27 protein-coding genes and 1 riboswitch are annotated in these 25,350 nt (G+C 33.3%); of the genes, 11 read left to right on the forward strand and 16 right to left on the reverse strand.

Going from position 1 to position 25,350, the window contains the following annotated elements:
* Nucleotides 1-17 precede the first annotated feature (17 nt).
* From pnuC to ACWA1B_RS05225, 5 genes are all read left to right on the forward strand, one after another.
* Complete coding sequence (gene pnuC, locus ACWA1B_RS05205; RefSeq protein ID WP_456904763.1) at nt 18-641, forward strand: nicotinamide riboside transporter PnuC; 624 nt, start codon at nt 18-20, stop codon at nt 639-641.
* Entirely contained in the window at nt 602-2,716 is a 2,115-nt protein-coding gene (locus ACWA1B_RS05210; RefSeq protein WP_456904764.1) for a DUF4301 family protein, read from the forward strand. The genes pnuC and ACWA1B_RS05210 overlap by 40 nt, the downstream gene beginning before the upstream one ends.
* Entirely contained in the window at nt 2,716-3,120 is a 405-nt protein-coding gene (gene arfB, locus ACWA1B_RS05215) for an alternative ribosome rescue aminoacyl-tRNA hydrolase ArfB (RefSeq protein WP_456904765.1), read from the forward strand. The genes ACWA1B_RS05210 and arfB overlap by 1 nt, the downstream gene beginning before the upstream one ends.
* A 4-nt stretch (nt 3,121-3,124) precedes the next feature.
* Nucleotides 3,125-3,667 (forward strand): hypothetical protein, encoded by a 543-nt coding sequence (locus ACWA1B_RS05220; protein WP_456904766.1) that lies wholly within the window; start codon nt 3,125-3,127, stop codon nt 3,665-3,667.
* A 238-nt stretch (nt 3,668-3,905) separates the two neighbouring features.
* On the forward strand, nt 3,906-6,068 hold the full coding sequence (locus ACWA1B_RS05225; RefSeq protein ID WP_456904767.1) for a TonB-dependent receptor: 2,163 nt from the start codon (nt 3,906-3,908) through the stop codon (nt 6,066-6,068).
* A gap of 42 nt (nt 6,069-6,110) precedes the next feature.
* Here ACWA1B_RS05225 and ACWA1B_RS05230 read toward each other — a convergent pair whose 3' ends face one another.
* Nucleotides 6,111-6,524 (reverse strand): Rieske (2Fe-2S) protein, encoded by a 414-nt coding sequence (locus tag ACWA1B_RS05230; protein ID WP_426486461.1) that lies wholly within the window; start codon nt 6,522-6,524, stop codon nt 6,111-6,113.
* A 155-nt stretch (nt 6,525-6,679) separates the two neighbouring features.
* On the opposite strand from ACWA1B_RS05230, the gene greA reads away from it, so the two are divergent.
* The gene (gene greA, locus ACWA1B_RS05235) at nt 6,680-7,156 is read left to right on the forward strand and encodes a transcription elongation factor GreA (protein ID WP_029271926.1); all 477 of its coding nucleotides are present in this window, start codon (nt 6,680-6,682) and stop codon (nt 7,154-7,156) included.
* A 76-nt stretch (nt 7,157-7,232) separates the two neighbouring features.
* Nucleotides 7,233-7,622: an HIT family protein gene (locus ACWA1B_RS05240; RefSeq protein WP_456904768.1), complete on the forward strand. Its 390-nt coding sequence runs from the start codon at nt 7,233-7,235 to the stop codon at nt 7,620-7,622.
* Between the two features lie 42 nt (nt 7,623-7,664).
* On the opposite strand, the gene ACWA1B_RS05245 is transcribed toward ACWA1B_RS05240, so the two are convergent.
* On the reverse strand, nt 7,665-8,816 hold the full coding sequence (locus tag ACWA1B_RS05245) for a sensor histidine kinase (protein ID WP_456904769.1): 1,152 nt from the start codon (nt 8,814-8,816) through the stop codon (nt 7,665-7,667).
* A gap of 160 nt (nt 8,817-8,976) precedes the next feature.
* Between ACWA1B_RS05245 and ACWA1B_RS05250 the strand changes: the two genes are divergently transcribed.
* The 4 genes from ACWA1B_RS05250 to ACWA1B_RS05265 all read left to right on the forward strand — a co-directional run bounded on the left by ACWA1B_RS05250 (nt 8,977) and on the right by ACWA1B_RS05265 (nt 11,832).
* The gene (locus tag ACWA1B_RS05250; protein WP_456904770.1) at nt 8,977-9,852 is read left to right on the forward strand and encodes a flavin reductase family protein; all 876 of its coding nucleotides are present in this window, start codon (nt 8,977-8,979) and stop codon (nt 9,850-9,852) included.
* A 33-nt stretch (nt 9,853-9,885) separates the two neighbouring features.
* A complete protein-coding gene (locus tag ACWA1B_RS05255; RefSeq protein ID WP_035645378.1) occupies nt 9,886-10,257 on the forward strand; it encodes a DUF3127 domain-containing protein in 372 nt (123 codons plus the stop codon).
* 130 nt (nt 10,258-10,387) lie between these two features.
* The gene (gene aat / locus ACWA1B_RS05260; protein WP_456904771.1) at nt 10,388-11,032 is read left to right on the forward strand and encodes a leucyl/phenylalanyl-tRNA--protein transferase; all 645 of its coding nucleotides are present in this window, start codon (nt 10,388-10,390) and stop codon (nt 11,030-11,032) included.
* 2 nt (nt 11,033-11,034) lie between these two features.
* A complete protein-coding gene (locus ACWA1B_RS05265; protein WP_456904772.1) occupies nt 11,035-11,832 on the forward strand; it encodes an MOSC domain-containing protein in 798 nt (265 codons plus the stop codon).
* Here the strand turns inward: ACWA1B_RS05265 and ACWA1B_RS05270 are convergent.
* The 14 genes from ACWA1B_RS05270 to ACWA1B_RS05335 all read right to left on the reverse strand — a co-directional run bounded on the left by ACWA1B_RS05270 (nt 11,829) and on the right by ACWA1B_RS05335 (nt 25,346).
* Entirely contained in the window at nt 11,829-13,721 is a 1,893-nt protein-coding gene (locus ACWA1B_RS05270) for a DUF3857 domain-containing protein (protein WP_456904773.1), read from the reverse strand. The two genes, ACWA1B_RS05265 and ACWA1B_RS05270, sit on opposite strands and share 4 nt — an antisense overlap.
* Complete coding sequence (locus tag ACWA1B_RS05275; RefSeq protein WP_456904774.1) at nt 13,718-15,604, reverse strand: transglutaminase domain-containing protein; 1,887 nt, start codon at nt 15,602-15,604, stop codon at nt 13,718-13,720. The genes ACWA1B_RS05270 and ACWA1B_RS05275 overlap by 4 nt, the downstream gene beginning before the upstream one ends.
* Nucleotides 15,605-15,723: 119 nt before the next feature.
* Complete coding sequence (locus ACWA1B_RS05280; RefSeq protein ID WP_456904775.1) at nt 15,724-16,434, reverse strand: HesA/MoeB/ThiF family protein; 711 nt, start codon at nt 16,432-16,434, stop codon at nt 15,724-15,726.
* A gap of 106 nt (nt 16,435-16,540) precedes the next feature.
* A complete protein-coding gene (thiH, locus tag ACWA1B_RS05285) occupies nt 16,541-17,653 on the reverse strand; it encodes a 2-iminoacetate synthase ThiH (RefSeq protein ID WP_456904776.1) in 1,113 nt (370 codons plus the stop codon).
* A gap of 41 nt (nt 17,654-17,694) precedes the next feature.
* Entirely contained in the window at nt 17,695-18,072 is a 378-nt protein-coding gene (locus ACWA1B_RS05290) for a GxxExxY protein (RefSeq protein WP_142450357.1), read from the reverse strand.
* 146 nt (nt 18,073-18,218) lie between these two features.
* Nucleotides 18,219-18,995 carry a thiazole synthase gene (locus tag ACWA1B_RS05295; RefSeq protein WP_456904777.1) on the reverse strand — a complete coding sequence of 259 codons (777 nt, stop codon included), beginning with the start codon at nt 18,993-18,995 and terminating at the stop codon, nt 18,219-18,221.
* On the reverse strand, nt 18,976-19,614 hold the full coding sequence (locus ACWA1B_RS05300) for a thiamine phosphate synthase (RefSeq protein WP_456904778.1): 639 nt from the start codon (nt 19,612-19,614) through the stop codon (nt 18,976-18,978). The genes ACWA1B_RS05295 and ACWA1B_RS05300 overlap by 20 nt, the downstream gene beginning before the upstream one ends.
* Complete coding sequence (locus ACWA1B_RS05305) at nt 19,604-20,359, reverse strand: hydroxymethylpyrimidine/phosphomethylpyrimidine kinase (RefSeq protein WP_456904779.1); 756 nt, start codon at nt 20,357-20,359, stop codon at nt 19,604-19,606. Before ACWA1B_RS05305 ends, ACWA1B_RS05300 begins: the two co-directional genes overlap by 11 nt.
* A complete protein-coding gene (locus ACWA1B_RS05310; protein ID WP_456904780.1) occupies nt 20,326-20,928 on the reverse strand; it encodes a thiamine phosphate synthase in 603 nt (200 codons plus the stop codon). Before ACWA1B_RS05310 ends, ACWA1B_RS05305 begins: the two co-directional genes overlap by 34 nt.
* A 33-nt stretch (nt 20,929-20,961) precedes the next feature.
* On the reverse strand, nt 20,962-22,785 hold the full coding sequence (gene thiC, locus ACWA1B_RS05315) for a phosphomethylpyrimidine synthase ThiC (protein ID WP_456904781.1): 1,824 nt from the start codon (nt 22,783-22,785) through the stop codon (nt 20,962-20,964).
* A 142-nt stretch (nt 22,786-22,927) separates the two neighbouring features.
* The gene (thiS, locus tag ACWA1B_RS05320; RefSeq protein WP_456904782.1) at nt 22,928-23,134 is read right to left on the reverse strand and encodes a sulfur carrier protein ThiS; all 207 of its coding nucleotides are present in this window, start codon (nt 23,132-23,134) and stop codon (nt 22,928-22,930) included.
* 66 nt (nt 23,135-23,200) lie between these two features.
* A riboswitch (TPP riboswitch) is annotated at nt 23,201-23,298 on the reverse strand.
* A gap of 124 nt (nt 23,299-23,422) precedes the next feature.
* Nucleotides 23,423-23,992 (reverse strand): DNA-3-methyladenine glycosylase I, encoded by a 570-nt coding sequence (locus ACWA1B_RS05325; protein ID WP_456904783.1) that lies wholly within the window; start codon nt 23,990-23,992, stop codon nt 23,423-23,425.
* A complete protein-coding gene (locus ACWA1B_RS05330) occupies nt 23,992-24,669 on the reverse strand; it encodes a hypothetical protein (RefSeq protein ID WP_456904784.1) in 678 nt (225 codons plus the stop codon). Before ACWA1B_RS05330 ends, ACWA1B_RS05325 begins: the two co-directional genes overlap by 1 nt.
* A gap of 14 nt (nt 24,670-24,683) precedes the next feature.
* Nucleotides 24,684-25,346, reverse strand: coding sequence for a queuosine precursor transporter (locus tag ACWA1B_RS05335; RefSeq protein ID WP_456904785.1), 663 nt, complete (start codon nt 25,344-25,346; stop codon nt 24,684-24,686).
* Nucleotides 25,347-25,350 lie beyond the last annotated feature (4 nt).

The raw sequence follows: 25,350 nt of genomic DNA on the forward strand, positions 1-25,350 counted from the left end.
AAAAACAGTTTAATCAAATGATAGATTTTTTTTTCGAAAATTATAAGAATGCTCCTTTGTGGCATATTATTTTAGAATTTTTAGTTTTTGTTTTTGGGATTTTAAGCGTTTGGTTTGCTAAAAAAGAAAATATCTGGGTGTATCCAACGGGACTTGTCGCGACAGTAATCTCAGTGTATTTGCTATATGTTGCAGGTTATATTGGTGATATGATTATCAATGGTTATTTCTCCATTATGAGTATTTATGGCTGGTATATATGGGCACGAGGCGGTTCAGTTGAGGATAATTTGCCTATAACTCGTACAAGTTTTAATGAAAAAATAATCGGAATCGTACTATTTATTGTGACCGTTTTTGTAGTTTTCGGCATTTATAAATATTTTGACTATACAATCAATCCAGACAATTATGTCGATATGATTTCGTCAGGAATATTTTTTGCGGGAATGTGGTACATGGCCAGGAAAAAAATCGAAAACTGGACACTTTGGATTATCGGCGATATAATTGTTGTGCCTCTTTATGCCTATCGCGGCCTAGGGATGCTGTCACTTCAATATTTAATTTTTACAATTTTGGCTATTTCAGCTTATTTAGAATGGAGAAAAATCTTAGACAGCAAAAAACAACTATCATAAAAATTGCTTTATTTGGGCCCGAAAGTACGGGGAAAACAACTTTAGCAAGACAGCTTGCAGAATATTACGAAACCGAATGGGTCCCGGAGTTTGCACGCGATTACTTACAAGAAAAATGGGAGGAGAATCAGCACATTTGTGTTGCTGATGATATGATGCCTATTGCGTATGGACAGACTGCTTTGGAAAATGAAAAACTTTCTAAGGCAAAAAAATATTTGTTTTGCGATACCAATTTGATGGTAACAAAAGTTTTCTCTGAAATGTACTACGGTTTCTGTGATCCGCTATTAAATGAAGCAGCGCTGGAGCACGAATATGATTTGTTTTTCCTGACAGATATTGATGTTCCTTGGGAAAAAGATGATATTAGAGATACACCAGACGGCAGAGAAACTGTTTTTTCTGTTTTTAAACAAAGTTTGATACAGACAAAAAAGCCTTTTATAATTCTTTCAGGAAATAAAGAAAGTCGTTTAGCAAAAGCAACCGCAATTATTGAAGAGCTTACTATTGCTAAAGAACGTGGTTTTTCGTCAGAAGATTTTGTGCAACTTTATGAGCGAGGTATTTCTATTGAAAGTGTTTTGAAACAACTAAAGATTTTCAAAAAAGGAATCACAAAAAGCAATTTAATAAGTCCGGCAACAATAGAGAATGGTATTTTGGCCTTTTCAGAAATAGAATTTGAAGAAAAAGCAGCCTATTTTGATTCTCAAAAAGAAAATCTGAAAATTAAAAAATTTGTTCCGGCTTCTGGAGCGGCAACAAGAATGTTCAAGTTTTTAAGAGCCTTTTTGAATGACTTTGACATTGAAAAAGAAACAATAAATGCTTATATAAACAGACAAAAGGATAAAGAACTTTCGATTTTTATTGTTGGGATGGACAAGTTTCCTTTTTTTAAGGCAATTGATAAAAAACTGAGATCGATTTATCCTGATTTTGAAAATTTAGAGCGCGATTACAAGAATTATTATTTTATAAAAACATTGCTTTCACAGGATTATTTTGCTTTCGCAGATAAGCCAAAAGCAGTTTTGCCTTTTCATAAATATAAAGATCATATCGCAAATCCGATTGAAGAACATTTGAACGAATGCGCTCATTATGCATCTTCAAATAAAATTTCGAATCTTCATTTCACGGTAACCGAGGCGCATCAGGAATTATTCGAAAAAGAAATTGAGGTTCTTAAAGAAAAAGTAGAGAAGGATTCTGCAATTCAAATAAACATTGGTTATTCTTATCAAAATGCAAGCACCGATTCGATTGCGGTTGATACGAAAAACAGATTGGTAAGAGATAAAAACGAGGCTTTGGTTTTCAGGCCGGGCGGACATGGTGCATTAATTCAGAATTTAAGCGCATTAGAAGCCGATGTTATTTTTATTAAAAATATTGACAATGTGATTCAGAATCATATTGACAAAATTACTTTGTATAAAAAAGCACTGGCAGGAATTTTGATCGAAGCACAACAAAAGATTTTCGATTATCTGAATGCGATTGATGAACAAAAAATAGGAGAAAAAGAATTAAATGATATAGTTCTTTTTCTGAATAAAGAGTTAAATATTGAAATCTCAAGTGATTTCAGTATGTTTACTTTTGACAATAAAATCAGCAAAGTAAAAGAGCTTTTAAATCGTCCGATAAGAGTTTGTGGGATGGTGAAAAATGAAGGAGAACCAGGCGGAGGACCGTTTTGGGTTATGAGCAATAAAGGAATAAAATCACTTCAGATTGTTGAAACTTCTCAAGTTGATTTATCGGATAAAAAACAGGCTAAAATTTTAGCTGAATCGACACACTTTAATCCAGTAGATTTAGTTTGCGGAATTAAAAACTATAAAGGTGATAAATTTGATTTACAGGATTTCGTAGATCATAAAGCAGGGTTTATAGTAGAGAAAAGTGTTGAAGGCAAAACGGTAAAAAATTATGAACTTCCAGGTTTATGGAATGGATCAATGGCGCATTGGTTAACTATTTTTGTTGCTGTTCCGTTAATTACTTTTAATCCGGTGAAAACAGTAAATGATTTACTTAAAGCACCACATCAGCCACAATAATGGATATTGATAAAATTATATCAGAACTAGGTTTTAAAGCCGTTCGCAGCAGTGGCGCCGGCGGACAAAACGTGAATAAAGTTTCATCAAAAGTAGTTTTGTCTTTTGATTTGAATGCATCACAAGCTTTATCTGACGAAGAAAAATTGCTTTTGCAAGAAAATATAGCAGCACGACTAACTTCTGAAAATATCTTAATTTTAAATTGTGATGAAGACCGAAGCCAGCTTAAAAACAAAGATATTGTTATAAAGCGATTTCTGGAAATCATAAAAAAAGGATTGTTTGTTCCAAAGGTTCGAAAAGCTACAAAAGTCCCGAAGGCTGTAATTAAAAAGAGAATTAAGGATAAAAAGAATATCTCTGATTTGAAACAATCAAGGAAGAAACCGAATCTAGATTAGAACCATGAAATTTGAGGTAATGATTAAAACACTTAACTTCTTTCTGATAATTATTTCTTCTATTTTGATAGCTGGAATTTATGGAATTTTACATGACCAAATTACCTACACAATTTCACCAGAATACTATACCCTTTTTAAATTTGAACAATTTGGAATAGACCAATGGGCAGTTTCAAATGAAAGAATTAAAGCTGGAATTGTTGGTTTTTTGGCAACTTGGTGGGTTGGGTTTTATTTAGGTATTATCTACGCATTTGTCTCTTTGTTTTTTAAATCGAAAGAGATTTTAAAGGTTACAATAAAGTCAATTTTCATTAATATGCTAATGGCTTTAGTTTTTGGCTTCCTAGGCTTTTTGTGGAGCTTTTTCTTTTTAAATGACAAGATAGATTGGTATATACCAGCTAATACGAGACATGTTCAGGATTTTATAAATGTAGGTTCGATACATAATTTTGGATATATTGGAGGTGTAGCTGGGCTTTTTACGGGTATTTATTGTCTTGTAAAAAATGCCAAAAGGATATCAGTTTCTAAAAATTAAGACTGCGTTAAATTTAGACATTTGATTTTTGGAGTTTTAAATATTTTAACACTAAATTTGCACTGTCTCAAAGGGGTGCTCTAAATAACGAGCTGAGATCATACCCAAAGAACCTGAGCGAGTAATGTTGCTAAGGGAAAAAACGACACTATCAAGCGTGCACACTTTATTTTGTCGTGAAACACATTTATTAATTTAACAAAGAATAATTCCCCCTTTTATTCGTAATTTTTTACGAATGAAAACTATTTTTAAAGGTACTGAGGTACAAAGTTACAAAGGTTCTAAGGTTCAAAAAATGAGCAGAACCAAATCTATTTTCTTTCTTCTTTCTTCTGGTTTCTTCACACTATTTTCTTTTGCGCAAGAACAAGATTCTACCAAAGTCAATCAACTTGACGACGTTTTGGTTTCTGCGGTTCGTGTAACTTCAAAAACTCCGGTTACTTTCAGTAATATGGATAAAAAAGAAATCAAATTCAGAAATCTTGGACAAGACATTCCTACTTTGATGAATTATCTTCCTTCGGTAGTTACAACTTCTGATGCAGGAAACGGAATTGGTTATAGCGGAATCCGTGTCCGCGGTAGTGATGCAACTCGTGTGAATGTAACCATTAATGGAATTCCATACAACGATGCAGAAAGCCAAGGAACTTTCTGGGTAAATATGCCTGATTTTGCTTCTTCTGTAGAAAGTCTGCAATTGCAAAGAGGAGTAGGAACTTCAACAAATGGTTCTGGAGCTTTTGGAGCAAGTTTAAACATGTTGACAGATAATTATGCTTCTAAAGCTAATGGCGAAATTTCAAGTTCTTTCGGAAGTTTTAATTCGCAGAAAAATACGGTAAAATTCAGCACCGGTTTGTTAAACGACCATTTTGAATTGGCTGGGCGTTTGTCTAGAATTAAATCTGACGGTTATATAGACAGAGCAAGTTCTGACTTGAAATCGTATTTTCTTCAAGGAACTTATGTTGGAAAAACAACGTTAATCAAAGCTTTGGTTTTTGGCGGAACAGAAAAAACATATCAATCCTGGAACGGAATTGACGCTGAAACTATGAACGAAAACCGCACTTTCAACTCAGCAGGAATGTATACAGATGAATCTGGAAATGTTCGTTTTTACGACAATGAAACCGATAATTATCAACAAGACCATTATCAACTGCATTGGAGTGAATCGTTTTCGGATAAATGGAGCAGCAATTTGGCTGTTCATTATACAAAAGGAAAAGGCTATTACGAAAATTATAAAGAAGATGCCGATATGGCTGATTATAATCTAGATCCAGTTGGAGCAATTACAACGACAGATTTGGTTCGTCAAAAATGGTTGGATAATGATTTCTACGGAACTACTTTTTCTGTAAAATATAAAGATGAAAAACTGGATGTTATTTTTGGCGGAGGCTGGAATAAATACGAAGGCGATCATTACGGAAAAGTGATTTGGGCGAGATATGCTTCAAATTCAGAATTGGGAGATCATTATTATGATGATTTTTCGACAAAAACAGACGGAAATATTTTTGCGAAAGCCAATTATCAATTCACTGAAAAATTAAGTTTTTATGGCGATTTGCAGTATAGAAATGTAAAGTACAAAGCAAATTCATATGAAACCGGAGTTGTTGATGATAACTTCAATTTCTTTAATCCAAAAGCGGGTTTAAATTACGAAATCAATCAAAAAAATACTTTGTACTTCTCGTATGCACGCGCGAACCGCGAACCAAACAGAACAGATTATGAAGGCGGAAATGTAAAACCAGAAAAATTGAATGATTTTGAATTAGGTTGGAGATTTAACTCAGAGAATTTTCAGTTGAATTCTAATTTCTATTATATGGCCTATAAAGATCAGTTGATTTTGACAGGAACGCTTGATGATGTTGGAGCGCCAATCCGTTCTAATACTGATAAAAGTTACCGTTTAGGATTTGAATTTGATGCTACAATTAAACTTTCGGAACAATTTATTCTTCGACCAAACTTTACTTTAAGCAGTAATAAAAATGTCGATTTGGCTGTTGAAGGCCAAAATTACGGAACAACTAAAATTGCTTATTCGCCAGAAGTTATTGCTGGAAATATAATTGTTTACAGTCCGATTCAGAATCTGCATATTTCATTATTGCAGAAATATGTTGGAGAGCAATACATGAATAATATTGAATTGCCATCAGCAAAACTGACAGATTATTTTGTAAACGATTTGAATGTTTCGTATGAAATTAAGCCAAAATCAGTTTTCAAATCGATTATGATTACCGGTATGGTAAATAATATTTTAGATAAAAAATATGTTTCAAATGGATATATGTGGGATGTTTATCCGTATTATTATCCGCAGGCAGGAATTAATTTCTTAGCCGGATTGACTTTGAAATTCTAAAAAATAAAAAAGCCTGAAAATTTAATTTCAGGCTTTTTTATTTTAGTTATATACGTGAATAACAGATCCTACAACTTCGACTTTATATTGTTTAAGAGGATATTCTTTTGAGCCAAGCCCCGTAAATAAGCTGTATTGTACTTTATCACAAGAACAAACTGCATATATACCGTCAATTGTCATTGCTGTACAAGAATTAATTTCCTGATTTGGACACGCAGCGTCAAATGCATTATAAGAGTTTCCAGCATTAAAAATGATAATTCCTTTTGCTCCAAAATTTGGAACAATAACTCCGTTACTTACAAATTTAAGGTTGGAATAAGCAGGCAGATTCATGTCTACAGACAAATTAACAGAGTAATTAGGAATGTAAGGATTTTTATTGCTGCGTTCACTATCACTACAAGCAGAAAGTGCACAAACAAAGACGATTAAGAGCCAGATTTTTTTCATTCTTTTAGTAAGGATTAATGAAACAAAAATAAAATATTTAGTTTTGATTTTTATATGATTAACATATAATTATGTTCTATTAAAAATAATAGTATATTTGTAATACAAAATCCCGTCCCGATGGGATTTTTTGTATTTATATAAACGATGAAGTTATGAGTAAAGTATCTTATTATACAGCAGAAGGATTAAAAAAGTTGAAAGATGAATTAGAGCATTTAAAAAGTGTAATGCGTCCAAAGGCATCTCAAGATATAGCAGAGGCGAGAGATAAAGGCGATTTATCTGAGAACGCAGAATATGATGCAGCAAAAGAAGCACAGGGTTTATTAGAAATGAGAATTGCTAAGCTTGAAGAAGTGTATTCTAATGCAAGATTAATTGACGAATCACAATTGGATGTTTCGAAAGCGTTGGTTTTATCTAATGTAAAAATTAAAAACCAAAGCAACGGAATGGAAATGAAATATACGCTTGTCGCTGAAAGTGAAGCCGATTTGAAAACTGGAAAAATCTCAGTGACTTCTCCTATTGGAAAAGGTTTGCTTGGAAAATCTGTTGGAGAGGTAGCAGAAATTACAGTTCCAAATGGTGTTTTGAAATTTGAAATTCTTGAAATTTCAAGAGACTAAATCTTTAAGTTTAATCGTTTAGCTATTTAATCGTTAATCGGTTAAACGATTAACCAAATAAACGAATAAACAAACTATGGCATCGATATTCACTAAAATAGTAAACGGAGAAATTCCTGCATATAAAATTGCTGAAGATGAAAACTTTTTGGCTTTTTTAGATGTAAATCCAAACGCAAAAGGACACACGCTTTGTATTCCGAAACAAGAAATCGACAAGATTTTTGACATGGATGATGAACTGTATTTAGGGTTAATGAAGTTTTCTAAGAAAGTAGCAATTGCTTTAGAAAAAACAGTTCCGTGCAAAAGAGTTGGTGTTGCCGTTGTTGGATTAGAAGTTCCCCATGTGCATGTGCATTTGATTCCGTTGAATCATATGGATGAAATGCGTTTTACAGATAAAGTATCACTTTCAAAAGAAGAGTTTGAAGCTTTGGCTAAGAGTATTCAGGCGAATTTGTAAAGATTGGCTTCTTATAAAATATAAAAAATGCAGTAAAATTATTTACTGCATTTTTTTATTTAGAGAAATCTGAAAAGTAGTCCCTTTTCCAATTTCAGAATGTAAAACTTTGATTTTGCCATTGTGATATTCTTCAACAATTCTTTTAGTTAACGAAAGTCCCAAGCCCCAGCCTCGTTTTTTGGTCGTAAAACCAGTTTCAAAAATGGTCTTGAATTGTTTTTTAGGAATTCCGGTTCCAGAGTCTTTTACATTTATTTTTACATGATGGAGATCCTGTTCAATTTGCAGTTCCAGATTCCCTTTTCCTTTCATGGCATCAATGGCGTTTTTCACCAAATTTTCGATTGTCCAGCTGTAAAGAATTGGATTTATCTGAACCATAATTGGTTCGTTTGGCGTATGGTATGAAAAAGCAACTTGTTTGGAAAAACGCGATTGCAAATATTTAAACGCATTTAAGGTTTCTGAAACAATATCATGCGTTTCTAAAACCGGTACAGAACCAATTTTAGAAAAACGATCAGTAATGGTTTGCAGGCGGTTAATGTCTTTTTCGATTTCAGAAGTTATCGATGAATCAATATTTTCGGTTTTTAAAATCTCAATCCAGCCAATTAATGATGATAAAGGAGTGCCAATTTGATGTGCCGTTTCCTTTGCCATTCCAGCCCAGAGTTTGTTTTGCGTTGCCATTTTCGTGCTTTTGTAAAAATTATAAATCAATGCAACACACAGAAATACAATCAATAAAAGAGCAATTGGATAATATTTCAGTTTATTGAGCAGCGCCGAATTACCATAATAAAGAATTTGGTATTTTCCTGGTGCATATTCAAATGTTATAGGTTCGTTTTCATTTCTTAAATTTTTTAAAAACGATTTTAATTTTTTTCTGTCGTTCAAAATTTCATCGGGTACATTTTTAGAACTCACAACGTTATCATACAGCATCAATACAACAGGAATTGAAGTATTGTTGCTGAAAATCTGAAGTGGAAGCTCAACATCCGTATTTTCGTCGGCATTTACAATTGTAATTTGTGCATTTGCAAAAAGTTTCATTTTCAGACGCTCCTCATTTTTGAAAATCTGAAAAAAAGTATAGGTATTCCAGAGAATCAAAGTGATGATTAAAAAGGAAATAAGAATTATAACCCAGCGAGTTGTATTTCTGCGTTCAGAAAAATGCATAAATTAATTTTTGAGGTATAAATATAACGAAATATAAGCATTTTATATTTTGCAGTTCCTGAAAGATTTTTGTTTTTATGTCCTAAAGTATTTCTTCGAATTAAACCATTTATATACTTTTGCAGTTACCAAAATGAGGTTTGGTTAAAAAGAAAAATATATGATTAGCATCGATCCAAAAGAGATACCAACTGCAAAATTACAGGGATATTTGCAAAGTGCAGTGGGCCCAAGACCAATTGCTTTCGCCAGTACAATTAGTGAAAAAGGAATTCCGAATTTATCGCCTTTTAGTTTCTTTAATGTGTTTAGTGCTAATCCGCCAATTTTGGTTTTTTCTCCTGCAAGACGTGTTCGCGATAATACTATAAAACATACTTTAATTAATGCTGAAGCGACAAAAGAAGTTGTAATAAATGTAGTTAATTTTGACATCGTACAACAGACGTCGTTGGCAAGCACGGAATATGCAGAGGGTGTAAACGAATTTATAAAAGCGGGTTTGACTCAAATTCCGTCTGATATTGTAAAGCCGTATCGAGTAAAAGAATCTCCGGTTCAGTTTGAATGCAAGATTACGCAGATTATTCCGTTAGGAACAGAAGGAGGAGCTGGAAATCTGATTTTGTGCGAAGTAGTGAAAATGCATATTCATGAATCAATTTTAGATGAAAACGGCGCAATCGATCAGCACAAAATTGATTTGGTTTCCAGATTAGGAGCAAATTGGTATTCCAGATCGAATGAAGGACTTTTTGAAGTGCCAAAACCGCTTACAACTTTAGGTGTTGGAGTAGATGCAATCCCGAATTTTGTCAAGGAAAGCCCTGTGTTTAATGGGAACGACCTTGGGAAATTAGGAAATATAGAAGCCTTGCCTACAACGGAAGAAGTTAGTATATTTGTGAAAGAAAATTTTTCTGTGAAAGGCGTTTTGAGCTCGGACGATCAGGAAAAAATTCACTTAGAAGCCAAAAAATATCTCAATAATGATGATGTTGCCTCAGCTTGGAAAGTGCTTTTAGCCAAAAAATAAAAGAATAGAAACAATAATTAATTATAGAAGAAGATGGAAGTTATAGGAAAAGTAAAAGTGGTAAATCCTGAGCAACAAGTTAGTGCTTCATTCAAAAAAAGAGAATTAGTAGTAACTACAGATGAGCAGTATCCACAGCATATTTTAATCGAGTTTACACAAGATAAATGCGATTTATTAAGCAGCTATAAACTAGGTGAAGCAGTAAAAGTTTCTATCAATTTAAGAGGAAGAGAATGGGTTAATCCGCAAGGAGAAACTAGATATTTCAATAGTATTCAAGGTTGGAGAATCGAAAGATTAGCACCAGAAGGACCTGCACAAGGCGCGCCAATGCCAGCAGCTGAAACTTTTGCACCAGCAACAAGCATTAACGAAGACGAACCAGACGATTTACCGTTCTAAAAAAAGGTTTAAAATCTAAAAGATAAATTCCAAATTCCAATTCATTCGACTGAATTTGGGATTTGGAATTTTTTATTTGAAATTTCAATAACCTGAATTTTGGGTTTTTCATTATTGAATACTAAAAAAAATGTATTATTTATTCAACGATTTATTTTTTCCTCCAGTTTCTGAAGCTGATGAAGAAGGTGTTTTAGCGGTAGGAGGCGATTTAAGTTCAGAACGATTGCAATTGGCCTATAAAAGCGGCATTTTCCCTTGGTTTAATGAAGGAGAGCCGATTTTGTGGTGGGCGCCAGATCCGAGAATGGTTTTGTTTTTTGATGAACTCGTAATATCTAAAAGTATGCGAAAGATTCTGAACCAGAAAATATTCAAGGTGACTTACAACAAAAATTTCAGAGAAGTAATTTCGAATTGCCAGCAAATTAAAAGAGATGGACAAAACGGAACATGGATTTCTGATGAAATGATCGAAGCTTATTGCAAATTAAATGAAGAAGGATTTGCAAAATCAGTTGAGGTTTGGCAGGATGAGGTTTTAGTTGGTGGTTTGTACGGAATAGATTTGGGAAAAGGAAATGTTTTTTGCGGAGAAAGCATGTTTTCTAAAGTTTCAAATGCTTCAAAAACAGCGTTTATTGCTTTAGGGTTATATTTGAAAAAAGAAAATTATAAATTATTAGATTGTCAGGTTTATAATACACATTTAGCGAGTTTAGGCTGTCGAGAAATTGATCGCGAGGAGTTTATGTCCATTTTAAAAAGTAAATAAAAATGAGTAAAGTTTACAGTGTAAAAGAAATTTATATTTATCCAATAAAAAGTTTGGCAGGAATCAGTCTAGAATCTGCAAAAGCGGAAGAAATGGGATTTGAAAATGATCGTCGATGGATGCTGATTGATTCAGAAAATCAAATGCTTACGCAGAGAGAACATCGAATAATGAGTCAGTTTTATCCGCAGATTTCAAATGGAAAAATCAGTATTACTTTTCAGGATCAAAAGCATGAATTTTCTATTAACGAACATTTAGAAAACGCAATAGAAGTAAATGTTTGGGATGATAAAAGCGAAGTTGTTGAGGTAAACCCTGAAACGTCAAAATGGTTTAGTCAGCGTTTAGGTTTTCAATGCAAGTTGGTTAAAATTATAAAAAATGGAGATCGTAAGCACGAAAGCTCCAGATTAAAAGAAACTTTCAATGTGAGTCTGGCAGACGGTTATCCGTATTTATTAATAGGATCCAAAAGCCTTGATTTTTTAAATGATAAATTGGATGAAAAAATTACCATAAAAAGATTTCGTCCAAACATTGTAGTAAGCACTGAAAATCCTCATGAAGAAGATGATTTTAAGACTTTTGCGATAGGAGAAGTTCAATTTAAAAACATAAAACCCTGCGGAAGATGTGTTATGGTTAACAATGATCCGGAAAATGGACGTTTAAAAAAAGAACCTCTAAAAACGTTGAGCAAATACAGAAATGTAGATAATTCAGTTTTATTTGGAACCAATATTGTGAGTCTGAATTCGGGAATTATCAGCGTTGGCGATGAGGTTATTTTTTCTTAGTTGATTCTAGTTAAAAGTACCGAAGCATTATTGAAATCGTATAAAGCGTTGACTAAATCTCTGTATTCAGGATATTTTTCTTTTTCTAAATAGGTGAAATTATAAAATTCTTCGACAGCTATTTTTACAACATTTCCTTCAATTTTTGCGCTTGATTTAAATAGGCCAATAACTTCATTATTATTGTTTTTGATTTCTTTGTTGAAAGCAAGATTTTCAACATTTTTGATGCTGTAACCCGTCGGAATATTTAAGTTGATAAAATTTACATTCTTTTTTGGATAAGATAATACAATTGGATTTGTTCTGTTGATTTCCTGATGCAAGCTGATTTGTTTTCCTAATACTTTTCCAATGGTAATCAGATTGTTTTTTCCTGCATTTTCAATCCAAGACTCTTTTATTTTCATTTCACTAGTAATAGTAAAAGGTTTTTCAGTGTCATAATTGTTTTTGTATTCTTTGTTTTCAAAAGTGTATTTCTGCACTTCAACATCGACATCATTAAACGTATTGTTCTTTACAAAATCATTGATTTTTTCAGGGGAAATATATTTTACAACATATCTAAAATAAGCAGCAAGATAACCGGCATAAGTACTTTTTTTGTTTACGAAAACAGTTTCCATATCATCATCAATAGTAATATCGCTTGTTGCTTTTACAACATTGTCATTCATTAAGACATTCTCGATTTTTTTGAATTCATAAGTAACCTGCTGTTTCGGCTCCTGATCAAAATAAACGGCTTCATTGTTTACAGAAAGTGCGTTTGGCTGGCCATACGGCATCCAGAATTGAAAAGGAGAAAGGTATTTTTTTGTTTCGGGAATGTAAATTAAAATTTCCGACAATGCATCTGGGACTACATTTTCTTTATCAAATTTGTCGTCAAATTTATCTGTAGAAGCTGTAAATTGATATTTTATTTTAAGAAAATCTAAAACGTCTTTATAAAAATACAGAACCATATTTCGTGACATTTTTTTTGTTTCCAGCGCTTTTTTATAGACATATTGTTTATCAAGTTCTATATTCTCTTTTAAAAATATATCCATGATTTTTATTTTTTCGTCTGTTGAAAGGGCAGGGTCATTCAATTTATAATCTTCAACAAAGCCTTTAATCATTGATTTGGCGCTTACGCCGTCGGCAAAATTGTAAAGAGAGTTGTAATAGTTTATGTAATTATATGCTTTTGAAGTGTTTAGGAAATAATAAACCTTTGCTAGATTTGCCACATTTGTAGCATTTTTTTCAAACTTATAAGCAGGCAAATTTGATGCAGTGTAAATAGTAATTGTGCCTATGCTTTCATTTTTCATTCCGTTATAAGCTGCTGTGTAAGTTTGTGCCTGCGAAATTTTATTGATTTGAAATTTAGCATCAATCACTGGAATGTCCCTTTGAAAATATTCTACGCCACTAAATTCTGGGAAATCCTTAATTACATAATAGTATTCAATAATATCACCTTTTTCTACACCTTCAAAAACAAATTGTTTTTCACTGGTTCCTTCTTTTTCGATAATTTTCTCTTTAGGAAGTTCCTCGATTTTTCCATCAGGTTTAATAACGCGAACTTTTAAATCTCGATAATCTCGTACATAACGATTGTTTATTGCGACTTTGTTGTATTCGTTTATTCCTGTTTCAGAAAGGATTTTTATGGCCTGATGTTTTACAATAAAAGCTTTATAAGCATAACCACCAACTTTATTTTCATAAAGTCTGTAATCTTTTAAAACAACAGCAGGATACGAAGCAAATTCAGCAGAAATCTCTTTAAACTTTGGGGATTCATCCCATTTATAATTTTTTACCTCTTCTTCCTGAGAGAATGAAATTTGCGACAATAAAATAGTGATGAAGAAAATTAGCTTTTTCATTTTTTTACGAGGATAATATTTTGATTGTATTGTTTTGTGATATTTTTAATGGCAGTATTCCAAGTTTCAAAATTAGCTTTTTCAACAAGCAGGGCATTCATTGCCATTTTTTGATTTATGATAATCGTATTATTTACTTTTTTGTAAGTAATGGTTGCGGTAAAAAAATCATTGCTGAAAGTAAAGTTTTCAGGCATATAATCTACAATATACCCATCTGGAATTGTGAAATCATATTCAAAATCATATGATTTTTTGAAATCATTTTCGAGGGGCGTTTTTCTTTTTTCGATATTGATTCTTGCATTAGAATACGGAAAAAACAAAATCGGCTTGAAAAGTAATTGATTGTCGCTCTTTTTTATCCATTTGTTTAGCTCAAATTGGTATTGAATTTCAAGCGGATTTTGAGATAAATCATCATTTTTAATCTCGACATTCGATGTTTTGATGTTCTGAATAAAATAAGAAAAATAATTTCTCAGCATTTCACTTTTATCGGTGGATGTGTTGTAAACACTGATAAATTGTGTTTTTAAATAACCACTTAAATCTAAATTTGTTTGTCCAATCAATACATCTGATTCTAATTTTATTTTGAATTTTCCGTTCGTTTTATTTTGATCTGAAGAAACAACTGGAACTTTGATGATTTTGTATTTTTCATCGTCAATTTTTATTAACGCTTCTTTTCCTTGAATAAACGGTGTAGCATTTGGAAATAAGGAATAATGACCGGTTGCATCTAGAAACAGTTCTTTGTTGTCGATTTTAGCGACTGTAATCATATGATTATCCACAATTGGACTGGGCACATTTTCATAAGTATAATTGTTATGGCGCGTACCAATCCATGCAATACTGGATTCTATGCCAGCATAATGTAGCATTTCGTTCAGCAAATTTGCCATGTCTTTGCAATCGCCATATTTTTTTTGCAAAACAGCTGAGGCGTCTCTCGGAATAAAGCCACCCATTCCGTCTTCAAATGCAACATAATTTACTTTGGTTTGGACAAAATCAAAAATGGCTTTGGCTTTGTCAGCGTCTTTGGTTAATCCGGTGATTAATTCTGCCGTTTTTTCTTTTACAGTAGTTTGATCTTCTTTGTTTATCTCCTTGATGGTTTGCGCATAAAAGCGATAAAGATTTTCTATGTTTCCAACGACATTATGAGTACCAGAAGCATTTTTATAATTTTTAATGTAAAAAATTAAATGCGGACTAAAATAAGAAAAGGTAGGAGAGTCACTTTCCTTTTCCTCTTTTTCAGTATTTAGCATCTGCCAAGAATAAACTGTAAAATCACCGTCAGTTTCTTCATGAAATTCAATATTTTCATTATTCGCATTACCCTGAATAGTGTATCCGATTTCTACATCTTTTGAAACTTTCAGCACTATTTTTGATGATTTGCATTCTAGATAATCTTTGAAATAGTAGCTTTCAAGATATTGCGGTTTTTTAAACTCTTTTTTGTAAAAAGAATACGTTTGAGAGCCTTCTTCAAGGTTTAAAAAATTGTAATATTTGAATTTCATGTCATGAACAAAAACTTCATCGATTTCACGATCTCCGGTTCCAATAAATCCAATTTTTTGTTTTTTGTTGGCCGGTGAAATGCTGTAAGCTTCAATGTCAAAAACTCTTTCAAAAGAGTCTATATAGCTTATTCGATTTCCTAAAATCGATTTATCATCCTTGTCTCCAATCCACTTTTTTTCTGCCGAAGCAAGAATAATCGAAGGGAGATTATTTTTTACAGTAATTTCATAAGAATCTTTTTTTTCAGCGATATACGATTTTGGTTTTGTACTTTGAGCAGTACCTGAAAAATATACCAGAAACAAGAGAGGAAAAAGAAATTGTAAATTTTTAATCATTTAAGAAATATAATTTGAGGCTTTCTACGATAGTTTTAATGACAATATTAACAAATTAAATCAATTTAAAACAATCATTTTCCGTAAGTTTTCTCAAATTATATAAATAATTTTCTTACTTAGAAATTTAGCTTTATAAAGTTCCAGTTTAAAGTATTGAAAATTACCAATTCATTATTTAAAGTGGGCAATTCGAGAATCAATTTCAGCGTTTCATGTGCCATCATGTTCCCAATAATTCCGGGCAATGTTCCTAAAACGCCATTCAAATTACAATTCGGAACATCTTTCGGATTTGGCATTTCTGGAAACAAATCGCGAAGATTTTTACTTCCGTTATGATTGAAAACTGAAATTTGTCCTTCAAATTTTAAAATGCTTCCGTATACCAAAGTTTTATTTAGTTTCACACAGGTATCATTCACTAAATAACGAGTTGAAAAATTATCAGAACCATCGACAATAATATCAAACTGTTCTATAATGTGTGATGCATTTTCAGCAGTTAATTTTTCATTAATCGCCACAGATTCAATCAAAGGATTTAATTTGGAAATTACTTTTTGTGCCACAATCGCTTTTTGTTCGCCAATTTCATTTTCAGTATATAAAATTTGTCGGTGAAGATTGTGAATTTCAATCGTATCAAAATCCATAATTCCAATGAAACCCACTCCGGCAGTTGCAATATATTGTAAAATCGGGCAGCCTAAACCGCCGGCACCAATTACTAAAACTCGTGCTTTTTTTAGTTTTTTCTGGCCTTCATCACCAATTTCAGGAAGAATAGTTTGTCTGTTATAACGTAGAAATTCTTGAATAATACTCATTTTTTTTAGTTGTGAATTGTGAATTGTGAATTGTGAATTGTGAATTGTAAAATGTTAAGTTCACAAACTTGAAACCTGAAACTTGAAACCTGAAACCTGAAACGTTTCAACTATAAACTTTGTCCCAATCTTTCCAAACAGGTTCATAACCTGCATTTTTTATGATTTTTGAAATTTCTTCTGCGGAGCGTTCATCGCTGATTTCAAATTGCTCCAAAGACTGCGGATCAACCACATAACCGCCCGGATTTGTTTTAGAGCCTGCGCTCATACTTGTAACACCAATCGGGATGATATTGTTTCTGAATTTCTCGTTTTCTCTTGTTGAAATCGAAATTTCGAGATCTTCATTCCATAATCGGTAAGCACAAATTAATTGGGTTAGATCTTTGTCGTCCATAATAAAATTTGGTTCAATAATTCCCTCAGCTGGGCGAAGGCGTGGAAATGAAACAGAATATTTCGTTTGCCAGTATTTCTTCTGCAAATAATCTAAATGCAAAGCATTGAAAAAACTATCCGTTCGCCAGTCTTCCAAACCTAATAAAACGCCTAATCCTATCTTATGAATTCCTGCAGTTCCAATTCGGTCTGGAGTTTCTAATCGATAATCGAAGTTTGATTTTTTACCTTTTGTATGGTACTTTTTATAAACTTCCTGATGATAGGTTTCCTGATAAACCAAAACCGAGTATACTCCAGCTTCATGTAGGCGCTCATAATCTTCCGTTGAAAGTGGTTGCACTTCAACAGAAATAATTGAAAATTGTTCCTGTATTAAAGCAATTGCATTCAGGAAATAATTAATATTTACGGTATAATTTGCTTCGCCTGTAACCAATAGAACGTGGTCAAAACCAGTATTTTTTAAAGCTTCAACTTCGAGCTTTATTTCAGCATCAGTCAGCGTTTTTCGTTTGATTTTATTATCTAAACTGAAACCACAATACGTACAAATGTTTTGACATTCGTTGCTCAAATAAAGCGGCGCATACATTTGAATGGTTTTTCCAAAACGCTTTTTGGTGATTTCATGGCATTTTTGAGCCATTTGTTCTAAATAATTTTGCGCAATTGGAGAAATCAGAATCAAAAAATCATTGAGATTGTATTTGGTTTTGGCCAAAGTTCGCTCGACATCTTTTGATGTGGTTTTATATATTCGGGATTGGATTTCATCCCAATTATGTTGCTCGAAAATAGATTTGAATGTGTTCATGTTTTTATTTTGTCTCTCGCAGATTAAGCAGATTAAGCAGATTAAATTTTATTAGCTACGCGATGAATATTTTCAAGTATATTAGAACAGTTGAAATTGACCAATAATCCAAGTTTTTTATTTGTCAATTTTAAATAAGTATTTAATTGTTTAAAGTGAATAGATTTTATCTCTTCTACTGATTTTAATTCAATAATTACTTTGTCTTCTACTAAAATATCCAGTCTGAAAGTTATATCTAAGTAAATGTCATCGTACTTCACGGGTAAATCAATTTGTTTAATTACTGCTAATCCATCTTTTTTTAATTGATAAAAAAGGGCACTTTCATAAACAGATTCTAATAGTCCAGGACCTAGATTGTTATAAACTTTAAAAATTGCTCCTCTAACTTTATATGAAATTTCATTTTCTGACATAATAGCGATTTTAATCTTAAATCAAATTTAATGAAAATTCTTACTTTTTTAGCAAGGTATTATTTCGCAGATTAAGGAGATTTTTTTTTGCGCATTTTAATTCAAATAAATCTGTTCAATCTGCCAAATCTGCGAGCGATTAAAAATTATTCATATAAAAATGAAGTTAGCGGGCTAGAAGCCGAAGCATAATTTTGTTGATTAGCAACTTTGGCTTCAAAAGCTTTTCTTCCGGCAATAACCGCTTCTTTAAAAGCCTCAGCCATTAATTTAGGATTTCCAGCTACGGCAATTGCGGTATTGACCAAAACAGCATCGGCGCCAATTTCCATTGCTTTAGCGGCGTCAGAAGGAGATCCGATTCCAGCATCGACAATAACAGGAACATTGCTTTGTTCAATTATAATTTCTAAAAAGTCAATCGTTTTTAATCCCTTATTACTTCCAATTGGCGAGCCAAGAGGCATAACGGCAGCAGTTCCGGCACTTTCTAAATGTTTGCACAAAACAGGATCGGCATGAATGTACGGAAGAACTATAAAGCCTAATTTTGCTAACTCTTCTGTTGCTTTTAAAGTTTCAATTGGATCGGGCATTAAATATTTTGGATCAGGATGAATTTCTAGTTTTACCCAATTGGTTTCTAAAGCTTCACGGGCCAATTGCGCGGCAAAAACAGCTTCTTTTGCATTTCTTGCGCCTGATGTATTTGGTAATAAATTAATATTCGGATGTTTTAAATGCGATAAAATAGCATCAGTATCGGTTTCCAGATCGATGCGTTTTAAAGCGACTGTCACTAATTCACTTTCCGAAGCTAAAATGGCTTCCTCCATTTCCTGATTCGAACCAAATTTTCCTGTTCCTAAAAATAGTCGGGAAATAAAGGTTTTATCACCAATATTAAACAATGACTTTTGCATATAATTTGTCGTTTAATTGTTGAATTAATTTTTCTTTTTCATTGCTTTCTGTAATAAGTCCGGAAACAGCAATGCCGTAAATTCCGGTTTCCATTAACGGATTTATATCTTTCAGAGTAATTCCGCCAATGGCAAAAACGGGAATTGTGATTTTATTTTTTTTCATTTTTTGGAGAATCTCAAAATACCCTGATAAACCTAAAATCGGACTTAATTTTTCTTTTGTATTTGTAAATCGGAAAGGGCCTAAACCAATGTAATCAGCGCCATTTATTGCGTGACTTTGAATGTCTTCAAACGTATTTGCCGTTCCGCCAATAATTTTTGTGTTACCTAAAATAGTTCTGGCTTCCTCAATTTTCATATCAGTTAAACCAAGATGTACTCCATCTGCCGCAATTAGTTCGGCAAGATGTAAATCATCATTTACAATAAAATTCGCCAGATATTCTTCGCATAAAAATTTTACAGCTTCAGCTAGTGCAAAAGTATCTTTGGTGGTCTGGTTTTTAAATCGCATTTGTATCCAGTCACAGCCGGCATCAAGCGCTTGATGAATATTATACAATTGTTCTTCGATTGTATTTCCTTGTGAAATGTATTGCAGTTTATTGTACATAGTGATATCCTATTAGTGTTGAGGTTGAACTTAGATATTTTTCTATGTAGGTTTTGGCATTATGGCAAGCTTCGGGTAAAGTTTGTCCTAACGCGAGATTTGAGGCGATTGATGCAGATAAAACACAGCCGGAACCATGTTTTTCAAAGCATTTTTTTTCGGAAGGCAATAAATCAATTATTTTATTTTTTAGAAAAAGGCGATCTTTACCAGGTTCTGATGCAGAATGCCCGCCTTTCAATAAAATAGAAGTGGGAATTTTATTTTCTTGCCAAATTTTGTTTATGAAAAAATCAGGAAATAGCATTTCGATTTCATTGTAATTGGGGGTTATCAAATCAATTTTGGACACAATTTTGTCTAAGTTCAAATAATCTTCAATTTTCATGAACTCAAATTCGGTGGTCGATTTTAAAACCGGATCCCAAACAATTTTTGTTGACGGAGATAAAAGTTTTATTGTCGAAAGAATTCGGTTTAAATAATGAAGAGTTGGAACAATTCCAATTTTTACCACTCCAATTTTATAACTCAACAAAAGTGTTTCAAGAGAGCGAATCACGAAACTTAAATTTGTCCATTGAATTTCATAAAATTTATTTTCAGTTTGAATGGTATTTGCTGTTGTAATTGCAAATCCAGTGACCTGATGCATTTCAAAAGTTTTGGCATCGGCTAAAACGCCAGCGCCTCCCGAAGGATCAAAACCTGCTATAGCGAGTACGATTGGGCGATTTGCTGACATAATTTGAATTGATTTAATGGATTTTTGTTATTCCAAATACTTCCTAAAAGAGCGATATCATCAAAACCTTTTTCTAAAGTTTCTCGAATGTTTGCTGAATTAATTCCGCCTAAAGCGACAACTTTTGTTTTGTGATTTGTTTTTGATTTTATTTCTTTGAACAGATTCTTTTTTGGATGATAATTTTCCTTTGAAATACTTTTAAAAACAGGACTTAAGAAGGCATAATGAAAAATGCTTTCTAATGAATTGAAATCTTCAATTGAATGTGTTGATGTTGAATAATACCTACAAGGTTTTGGAAACCTTGGAGAAAATTCGTGGCTTTGGTTTCTTTCTTTTTCAGAGAGATGAATTCGGTTAATTCCAAAATCTTCTGCCAATAAATGATGACTATGCAAAACCAATTTCGATCTAAATTCCATTTTTATTGGATGAATAAATTGCGCCATTTCCAATTCAGAAAAATCAGGTTTCCGAATATGAAGCAACGATAATCCTTCCTCAAATAAAGAATGAATTATTTTGATTTCATCTGCGACAGCAAAAGGACTCGTAATCACAATCATATCTTTTCTCTTTCTTCTTGAATCTATTTTCTCTTAGATATAAATCTCTTTTCCCTGTTCAATAAATTCCTCTGATTTCTCCTGCATTCCTTTTTCTGCGGCAGCAACATCTCTAATTTCCTGAGATATTTTCATAGAGCAGAATTTTGGTCCGCACATTGAGCAGAAATGTGCCACTTTTGCGCCATCGGCAGGAAGTGTTTCATCGTGAAATTCTCTTGCTGTATCTGGATCTAAAGCCAAATTAAACTGATCTTCCCAACGGAATTCAAAACGGGCTTTACTCAACGCATTATCGCGATATTGTGCTCCCGGATGACCTTTAGCCAAGTCGGCAGCGTGGGCTGAAATTTTATAGGTGATTACGCCATCTTTAACGTCTTTTTTGTTTGGTAAACCAAGGTGTTCTTTAGGAGTTACATAACATAACATTGCACAGCCATACCAACCAATCATAGCAGCGCCAATTGCAGAAGTAATATGATCATAGCCCGGCGCAATATCCGTAGTTAATGGCCCTAACGTATAAAATGGTGCTTCGTGGCAATGTTCTAATTGTTTGTCCATGTTTTCTTTAATCATGTGCATCGGAACGTGCCCCGGACCTTCAATAAAAACCTGAACATCATGTTTCCATGCAATTTTTGTCAATTCGCCTAAAGTTTCTAATTCGGCAAATTGTGCAGCATCATTTGCATCTGCAATCGAACCCGGACGCAAGCCATCTCCAAGTGAAAAAGCAACGTCATATTGCTTCATGATTTCACAGATTTCTTCGAAATGTGTGTACAAGAAGTTTTCTTTATGATGAAATAAGCACCATTTTGCCATGATTGATCCGCCTCGAGAAACAATTCCTGTAACACGATCGGCGGTTAAATGAATATAACGGAGTAAAACTCCGGCATGAATCGTGAAATAGGAAACTCCTTGTTCTGCCTGTTCAATTAATGTATCGCGGAAAATTTCCCAAGTTAAATCTTCAGCAATTCCTTTTACTTTTTCTAAAGCCTGATAAATAGGAACCGTGCCAATTGGGACAGGAGAGTTTCTGATAATCCATTCTCTGGTTTCGTGAATGTTTTTTCCGGTAGACAAATCCATAATTGTATCAGCGCCCCAACGACATGCCCAAACGGCTTTTTCAACTTCTTCTTCAATGCTCGAAGTCACGGCGCTGTTTCCAATATTGGCATTGATTTTTACTAAAAAGTTTCGCCCGACAATCATCGGTTCACTTTCTGGGTGATTGATGTTGTTTGGAATTATGGCTCTTCCGCAAGCAACTTCAGAACGAACAAATTCGGGAGTTATTTTGCTTTTTGGTGTGTTCGCTCCAAAACTATGCCCCCCGTGCTGACATTGCATTGCTTTGGTTTGCTCGTTTAAAAGTTCAATTCTCTGGTTTTCACGAATTGCGATGTATTCCATTTCAGGCGTAATAATTCCTTGTTTGGCGTAATGCAATTGTGTTACGTTTGCACCTTTTTTTGCACGTTTTGGCTGATGCAAATATTCGAAACGAAGATGATTCAGGCTTTCGTCCTTCAATCTGCTTTGACCATAATCGGATGTGATTTCGTTTAAAATTTCTACATCATTTCGGTTAAGAATCCAGCTTTCGCGTACGCGTGGCAATCCTTTTCTAATATCGATTTCAACATCCGGATCAGTATATGGACCTGAAGTATCGTAAACGGTTACGGGAGGATTTTTTTCTATTCCACCGTTTGAGAGTTTAGTGTCGCTAAGATGAATCTCACGCATAGCCACTTTTATCGGATGAATTTCTCCGTCGATATATACTTTTTTAGAATTCGGAAATGGGGTTCTGGATATTTGTTCTTCTGTAGTCATAGTGTTTTTTGTTTCAGGTTTCAAGTTTCAGGTTGTCACGGATTGGGTTTGTTTCACGTTGTTTATTGTAGAGTCGAACTGCATTGCTTCTACGTCTCTATAAAAAATTGGAATTTGGATTTTTTGATTTGGAATTTAAATGTTATCCTCCCTGCGTAGCAGAAATAATCAAAATCTCATCAGTTTCTTGTACGAGGAATTCGTTCCATTTGTTTTTTGGAACAACAGTGTTGTTAATAGCAACGGCGATTCCGTTTTGTTTGTGCGGAATTTCGAGATCGAGCAATGATTGAACGCTTAGCGATTCAGCATTGAATTGTTTGGTTTGTTGATTGATTTTTAGTTCCATTCCTTATAAGTTTAGTATATAGTTATACTTTAGGAATGGCTACAATGACGCATAGAAATACGTTCAAGAAGTCATCTTACTTTTCCCTACGCTAGTATGAACTAGATCAGGTTCAGAGGGTAAAATCTCAGCCTACAATGTTGTAGACACCCCTAAAGTGTGAAGCAAATATATGTATTTTTTTTTAAGTTCTCAGTCTCAGTCACAGTTTTCAGTCCTTAACTTAAATATCAAGTTTCGAAAAACTGAAAACCATGACTGAAAACCATGACTGAAAACTGCGACTGTTTACTGATTTCTCGTCCAGCAATCTTCCGCATGATCATTGACCATTCCGGTGGCTTGCATGTGCGCATATATTACGGTTGAACCGACAAATTTAAAACCTCTTTTTTTTAAATCTTTACTGATTTCATCTGAAAGTGGAGTAGTGGCTGGCGCTTCTTTTGAAGTTTTTAAATTGTTTATTATGGGTTTTCCATCTGTATATTTCCAGATATAATTAGAGAAAGTGCCAAATTCTTCCTGAACTTTCATAAAAGCCTGAGCATTTGAAACTGCAGCTTTAATTTTTAGCTTGTTTCTGATAATTCCGGTATTCTGCATTAATTCTTCGATTTTATCTTCGGAGTATTGAGCTACTTTTTTATAATCGAAATAATCGAAAGCGGCTCTGAAATTTTCTCTTTTGTTCAAAATCGTAATCCAGCTTAAACCGGCTTGAAAAGTTTCAAGTATTAGAAATTCAAATAGAGTAGGATCGTCATAAACTGGAACGCCCCATTCTTCGTCATGATATTTTTTATATAAATCACTGGAATTACACCAGCTGCATCTTATAAGAGTTGTATTTTCCATTATCTTCCAATTTGCCAGCTGTATCCTTTTACACTCGGAATATATGCTGAACGACCAACGATAATTAAATTATTATAGATTTTTCGATTGTATTTAATACCGATAGCATTTCCGGACATATACATTTTATTGGCTTTGAATTTTACTTTCATTTTGCCGTCTTCAAGTTCTGCATCTGATACTTTTTCAACAAGCCAGGTTGACTTCCATTTCACGGATAACTCATTTTCAGCAGTTTTCGTAACGCTTTTAACAAGTTTAACTGCTTCTTCAGGAATTTCAAAGTTTTGTGTGAGCTGTTCTTGCGTCATTGTTTGACCCGTTTTACAGTTGTTGAGAATCTTTCTGATATTGACGAAATTCAGCAACTTGTCGTTTGCTTCTTTTTTGATATCAATATTTGCATTTTTGGGCTTACTTTCAAGAGTAGGAGCTGGAGTTATGGCAATGGTGTTTTGTACAGCAAAAGTTTTTTGATTTGCGGCAGTTTTTTTCGTTCCAATTTCCTGCGGTGCCTTGATATTTTTGGATGCTATTTTTACACCAGTTTTAACAGGAGCTGGTTTCAGCATATTGACGGGCATGATTATTTTTTTAGGAGGCTTTTTTTCGTCACGGCCACAACTAAAAAAGAAACATGTTAAAACGAATAAAATAAGTAAGCTAACATTTTTCATAACCCAGATATTTTTTATTCTTTGTGAGGAGGATCTTCTTCTAAATATTTTTTTATCAAATGATGTCCTGCATATATTAAAGGCGTCAGCAATATGGCAATCGATAATTTAAAAGTATATCCAATTAAAGCTGAAGATATAAATGTATCAAAATTGATTTTTCCAGGTAGCCAAAATGCAATTCCAAGAACAATAAATGAATCAAATAATTGTGAAATTATTGTTGATCCAGTTGTTCTAAGCCATATTTTTCTTTCGCCTGTACGTCTTTTGAAAAACCAAAAAATCCAGACATCAATTAATTGTGATGCCATGAAGGCGATCAAACTACCGACGATAATCCACATACTTTGACCAAAAACAGCTTGAAATTGGTCATCATTTACAGGACTTATTCCTTTTGCAGCAGGAATTACAATAGCCATAAACAAAATCAGAAAAGCATAAGCAATCAAACAAGCCGTAATAAAGGAGAGTTTTTTTACTCCTTTTTCACCAAAATATTCATTTATCAAATCGGTTGTCAAAAAGACAACTGGCCAGGGCAAAATACCTATACTCATTACAAAAGGACCAATCTGAATGAGTTTTCCGCCAATTAATTCAGCTACAACTGCGTTTGTTATAAATATACCTGCCAGAATTACAAAGACAATTTCTTTTTTTGTTTTAAACATATAA

This window comes from Flavobacterium xizangense, assembly GCF_054075145.1.

Bases quoted from the DNA above. Each gene is read 5' to 3' on its own strand.
- pnuC (WP_456904763.1), top strand. From the start codon at position 18: ATGATAGATTTTTTTTTCGAAAATTATAAGAATGCTCCTTTGTGGCAT.
- ACWA1B_RS05210 (WP_456904764.1), top strand. From the start codon at position 602: ATGGAGAAAAATCTTAGACAGCAAAAAACAACTATCATAAAAATTGCT.
- arfB (WP_456904765.1), top strand. From the start codon at position 2,716: ATGGATATTGATAAAATTATATCAGAACTAGGTTTTAAAGCCGTTCGC.
- ACWA1B_RS05220 (WP_456904766.1), top strand. From the start codon at position 3,125: ATGAAATTTGAGGTAATGATTAAAACACTTAACTTCTTTCTGATAATT.
- ACWA1B_RS05225 (WP_456904767.1), top strand. From the start codon at position 3,906: ATGAAAACTATTTTTAAAGGTACTGAGGTACAAAGTTACAAAGGTTCT.
- ACWA1B_RS05230 (WP_426486461.1), bottom strand. From the start codon at position 6,524: ATGAAAAAAATCTGGCTCTTAATCGTCTTTGTTTGTGCACTTTCTGCT.
- greA (WP_029271926.1), top strand. From the start codon at position 6,680: ATGAGTAAAGTATCTTATTATACAGCAGAAGGATTAAAAAAGTTGAAA.
- ACWA1B_RS05240 (WP_456904768.1), top strand. From the start codon at position 7,233: ATGGCATCGATATTCACTAAAATAGTAAACGGAGAAATTCCTGCATAT.
- ACWA1B_RS05245 (WP_456904769.1), bottom strand. From the start codon at position 8,816: ATGCATTTTTCTGAACGCAGAAATACAACTCGCTGGGTTATAATTCTT.
- ACWA1B_RS05250 (WP_456904770.1), top strand. From the start codon at position 8,977: ATGATTAGCATCGATCCAAAAGAGATACCAACTGCAAAATTACAGGGA.
- ACWA1B_RS05255 (WP_035645378.1), top strand. From the start codon at position 9,886: ATGGAAGTTATAGGAAAAGTAAAAGTGGTAAATCCTGAGCAACAAGTT.
- aat (WP_456904771.1), top strand. From the start codon at position 10,388: ATGTATTATTTATTCAACGATTTATTTTTTCCTCCAGTTTCTGAAGCT.
- ACWA1B_RS05265 (WP_456904772.1), top strand. From the start codon at position 11,035: ATGAGTAAAGTTTACAGTGTAAAAGAAATTTATATTTATCCAATAAAA.
- ACWA1B_RS05270 (WP_456904773.1), bottom strand. From the start codon at position 13,721: ATGAAAAAGCTAATTTTCTTCATCACTATTTTATTGTCGCAAATTTCA.
- ACWA1B_RS05275 (WP_456904774.1), bottom strand. From the start codon at position 15,604: ATGATTAAAAATTTACAATTTCTTTTTCCTCTCTTGTTTCTGGTATAT.
- ACWA1B_RS05280 (WP_456904775.1), bottom strand. From the start codon at position 16,434: ATGAGTATTATTCAAGAATTTCTACGTTATAACAGACAAACTATTCTT.
- thiH (WP_456904776.1), bottom strand. From the start codon at position 17,653: ATGAACACATTCAAATCTATTTTCGAGCAACATAATTGGGATGAAATC.
- ACWA1B_RS05290 (WP_142450357.1), bottom strand. From the start codon at position 18,072: ATGTCAGAAAATGAAATTTCATATAAAGTTAGAGGAGCAATTTTTAAA.
- ACWA1B_RS05295 (WP_456904777.1), bottom strand. From the start codon at position 18,995: ATGCAAAAGTCATTGTTTAATATTGGTGATAAAACCTTTATTTCCCGA.
- ACWA1B_RS05300 (WP_456904778.1), bottom strand. From the start codon at position 19,614: ATGTACAATAAACTGCAATACATTTCACAAGGAAATACAATCGAAGAA.
- ACWA1B_RS05305 (WP_456904779.1), bottom strand. From the start codon at position 20,359: ATGTCAGCAAATCGCCCAATCGTACTCGCTATAGCAGGTTTTGATCCT.
- ACWA1B_RS05310 (WP_456904780.1), bottom strand. From the start codon at position 20,928: ATGATTGTGATTACGAGTCCTTTTGCTGTCGCAGATGAAATCAAAATA.
- thiC (WP_456904781.1), bottom strand. From the start codon at position 22,785: ATGACTACAGAAGAACAAATATCCAGAACCCCATTTCCGAATTCTAAA.
- thiS (WP_456904782.1), bottom strand. From the start codon at position 23,134: ATGGAACTAAAAATCAATCAACAAACCAAACAATTCAATGCTGAATCG.
- ACWA1B_RS05325 (WP_456904783.1), bottom strand. From the start codon at position 23,992: ATGGAAAATACAACTCTTATAAGATGCAGCTGGTGTAATTCCAGTGAT.
- ACWA1B_RS05330 (WP_456904784.1), bottom strand. From the start codon at position 24,669: ATGAAAAATGTTAGCTTACTTATTTTATTCGTTTTAACATGTTTCTTT.
- ACWA1B_RS05335 (WP_456904785.1), bottom strand. From the start codon at position 25,346: ATGTTTAAAACAAAAAAAGAAATTGTCTTTGTAATTCTGGCAGGTATA.